Genomic DNA, 4,154 nt, shown 5'->3' with positions numbered 1-4,154 from the left:
GGAAACACACCTTGACAGCCTCACATGGTACGACAGCCTGGGACCCGCCACAGGAACGAATGTAATCTCTTCAAAATGGAGTTTACACAGAACACCTGACACACCCGCTTCGTGAGCTGGCGCGGCTTCCGCACACCATTGCGTGACTGCTTGGCGCAGTGAGGTCCCCTACGACAACTTGACACGCACGAGTGATTGCGTCGACTTGGAATGTCACATGCAATTGTTTTATAATTAGGATAGTCATATGTGAGTGGATGAGAAGGTGGGGGCCGTGACGGCAAAAATGTCTGTCATGGACGTGGCTAAGTATTTTCTTAGTAAAAGCCGTCCAGGAACAAAATGGGCCGTTACGCATTTGAAATTACAGAAATTAGTTTATTATGCTCAGGCGTGGTATTTAGCATTACATCATGAGCTTCTATTTGACGAAAGACTTGAGGCTTGGGCGCATGGTCCTGTTTCTCCCGTTGTTTATAGGAATTACCGGTCATATGGATATAGAGAGATCCCGCCTTGCGAGGATGACATCGATGTTTGTGATGAGGTGAAAGCAGTTCTTGATGCTGTATGGGAAGTTTATGGACATCGTTCTGCAAGATGGCTGGAGCAAAAAACACATATGGAAAGGCCGTGGAAACAAGCTCGAGAGGGGATACCTAGTGGAAGGAGGTCTCGCGCTGTAATTGATACAAGTTTAATGGAACAGTACTATTCGAGTCTTCTCAAGTCTTCTTGAAGACGGAGTGTAATAAAATGGCTGAAATAGGAATAGGCATCGCTCTGGGTGTTGTATTAGTATTACTAATGTTAACAAGGGATTGGGCAAACGCTCAATTAAAGATAAAAGATAGGGCGGGAAGTAAGGCCGAAAGTAAATTACAGAAACTTATGGAATTTATATTGAGAGTTGTTATGCCTGTGTATTCGTTTGTAATATTCGCTGCTCAGCGTGTTTGGGTGGCGATATGTATCGTCTTGCTGGGAACTGTATTCTTGCTTATCTCTCCTTTAATATTCGATTATTTCTCCGGTTCGTTAAATACTATATCTCATCCAGAACAACTCGCATTTATTAATAGGGCTTTCGACGAGTATATATACTTTCTCAAAAATTTATGGATTCACATATCTCTAATTGTGACTCTATTTGTTTTCATATACACACAACAAAAGACGGCTTCGATGAGTCGGATTATGGCCAGCATACCGATAAGATTCTTTTTCTATATATTCATTATGACTAGTTTATATGCCTTAATATTGTACTGCTGTCCTCGTATTGCTTCAAGAGTTGCATATTTTATCTATTTTATTTTATTGGTATCGACACTTATCTTTGGTTTGGTGGTTGCGATTAATGATGTGGTAAAAGGAGTTATACCTCGTGAAGCACTTTCGTTACAAATCAGGAAGGCAAACTATCTGATCTTGTCATTGTGCGCTTGGACGTTCCCTCTTCAAAGACCCGTCCTTTATTCCACTTTGTTGTCGACTGTCGAAACAATATACCAAATTTTTAAGTTTACAACAGAAAAGAATATGGACTCGGTTTATGAAGAATACAGTGTACAATGGTTTGTTATTATCCAAAATTTGCATCAATCTCGGGTTTTTGATTCAGTTCAGTATGAAATATTACACGAAAAGGATGCAGAACGATTTGAGATGCTGTATAGACTTCTTTTACAGAATCAAGTCCATTTGATATTGTTGTTAAATAAGAATGGATATGTTCTTCCTTCACATGAAGCCATTAATGAATTATTCTTAGTTTCTCCTCCTGACAATAAACGTCTGACCGACATATATTTAAAGTCAGTCGAAGAACTGTTGCTGTTGCTCTATGATACTGATAACAAGGCTTTTAATTTGTGTTGCTTAGGACTGGCCAACATGATAACTCAAGAACTTAGAGAAGATCGGAAGGTTGTTTTGCAATTGTTCGATAACGTGTTACAAAGGGCGTCTTTGGATAACAATCTAGAGATATTAACTTCTACAGTACATACCCTTTGGAAATGTGCTAATGGTCCCGAGGATCTTTCCTATTCAGATTTAGCGGAACGCATCAGAAAAGCTGATACTGGCATTCTTCAGTATTCATCGCGAGCATCACTCGAACCAGATTGTATAAGGGCTCTTCTTAACGCTGCATTAAAAAATCTAGAGCTAAGTCACTACCAATCCGCCGGATTCTTGATAAAGTTCATGGTGACGAATTTCAGATCAGAAGTTTTAGCGAAGGAGTTTGATAAGTTTTTTGATAAGGTGATTAATATAGAACGTACTACGACGAATGATAAGTGGCTAAACGCCACATTCGGTCAACGGACGTCCGAATACTGTTTAAAGAAGCTGACTATCCTATTATATGGACAACAACACTACGTAGTTGAAAAGAAGATAAACTTCGGGGAAACACCGAAGAATTTTGTCGATATTAACCATGCTAAGTGCACGTATCTTCCCTACTTGCTAGAAAACTTAGAGGCTTCGTCAGGAGCTTATGGTCTAATGTTCCTAAGGGACAAGGAGTTCATGAATGTTCTCAGAAGAAATATTGTTTTACATTGCTCTTTGTGAATTGAGCCTTTTGCAGAATAACTGATTCCATCGCGAGCGAAAACGACGCACACTTCTCGTGAAAGATTACGCATGCCATAAAAATACTTTTCTGTTGGGTGGATAGATCACGCCCCTCCGCTGTGTTCGTTCGAACCATGAGGTTAAGCTACCTGCTTGATGCGATTCGCCCGGTGGATCGCCAGAACCGATGCCAAGAGTACAACGGCGTTGATGTACGTATGCGCTGTGACCTTCTCGATACCCCGCACATGCACATCGTCAAGCGTCAGCTGCTCTTTCACCCGTGAAAAGCAGCGTTCCACCGCGGTCCGCTCGTCGTATAGCGTCTTCCATGTGCGAGAGCCGCGAGGATTCGCGTATCGACAGACGTCCTCGTCGAGGCGCTTCTTCACGACCATACCGTAATTCGACGCGGAACAGGCAGCCATGCCAAGTGGGCAATCGACCTGGCCTGTCGCGTGCGGACAGCGAAACTTGAGCCAGTCGCCCTCTGCGCCCCAATACGTCATCCGGTACCCCATCGTGCAGCGAGGCGTGCCGTCGAAATCCATCCCCTCCGGCGGCTCCTTCTCATTTCGGCGATTCATCGGGATGATAGCTTGAGCGCCCAACGCGCGAGCGGCTTCGTAGTTTTTCTTCTGGTCATACCCGGCGTCCATCAGGACGAAGCGAATCCGCCAGTCGTGGTGATGAAGCTCCTCCATCAAGGGAATGGCCATGTCTCCGTCGTAGACATTCGCCGACGTCACCGTGAGTGCAATGGGAAGTTCACTCTTGGCATCCACGGCTACATGCACTTTGTAGCCAAACCACGCAAGTTGTTTGTTGCCGAAGGCGTCAAACTTCGCACCCCAGTTGGCCCGGTCTGTGGGCTGGACACCTGAGCGTGAGCGTTTGCGCTCATACGCATGGATCGCCGTGCTGTCGATGGCAATGTGTTCGCCCTCGATGAGCCCTTCGTCGCGGCCTCGACGAACCAACTCCTCAAACAGCGTCGCCGCAATCCCTTTGTCCACGATGGCTTGGAAGACGCGGCTTAGGGTCGAGACGGACGGAATCGGCTCGTGAAGGGAGAAGCCGCACTGGTAACGGAATCGCCAATCGTTTTTCAAGCGTCGGTGAAGCTGCGTAAAGGTCGAGATCCCTTCAAAGGGTGCCGCGAAGAAAGCGCGCAAGATGGCTTCGCGAGAGATGGGTTTGGCCCCTTGGGTGTCGAACTTCTCAACTTTGCGGCATACTGACTCAGATCAAGCGCGGAGAAAAAATGTTCACGCGGGTGTGTCAAGTGTTCTGTGTAAACCGCCATGCCCGGTTGGGCACAAGAGGCGGATGAAAATTGGCGTGCCTCTATTTTCTCATCAAACTCCATTTTGAAGAGATTACATTCGTTCCTGTGGCGGGTCCTAGGCTGTCGTATCTATGTGAGGCTGTCAAGGTGTGTTTCCAGCCTTGACAGCCAATTTCCAGCTTCCATCCTGGTCAGATGTGGCATGCCACACACAGTGGGCATGCCACCTAACGTCGTCATGGCAGGTATGGCGTCACTCGGTCGCCGAAGTAGATGG

2 protein-coding genes and 1 pseudogene are annotated in these 4,154 nt (G+C 45.8%); 2 read left to right on the top strand and 1 reads right to left on the bottom strand.

The window, feature by feature from the left end; all coding sequences use genetic code 11:
- The first annotated feature begins 253 nt into the window (after window positions 1-253).
- Window positions 254-739: a Panacea domain-containing protein gene (locus BW934_RS14505; RefSeq protein WP_143232697.1), complete on the top strand. Its 486-nt coding sequence runs from the start codon at window positions 254-256 to the stop codon at window positions 737-739.
- Between the two features lie 17 nt (window positions 740-756).
- Entirely contained in the window at window positions 757-2,586 is a 1,830-nt protein-coding gene (locus BW934_RS14500; RefSeq protein ID WP_076349295.1) for a hypothetical protein, read from the top strand.
- 143 nt (window positions 2,587-2,729) lie between these two features.
- Here BW934_RS14500 and BW934_RS14495 read toward each other — a convergent pair.
- Window positions 2,730-3,862, bottom strand: a pseudogene (locus BW934_RS14495) (transposase); the annotation flags it as partial.
- Window positions 3,863-4,154: the final 292 nt, after the last annotated feature.

The organism is Alicyclobacillus vulcanalis, assembly GCF_900156755.1.
Classification (GTDB): Bacteria; Bacillota; Bacilli; order Alicyclobacillales; family Alicyclobacillaceae; genus Alicyclobacillus; species Alicyclobacillus vulcanalis.
This window is presented reverse-complemented; position numbering and strand designations above follow the sequence as displayed.

Coding starts and splice junctions, on each gene's coding strand:
- BW934_RS14500 (WP_076349295.1), top strand. CDS start 757: ATGGCTGAAATAGGAATAGGCATCGCTCTGGGTGTTGTATTAGTATTA.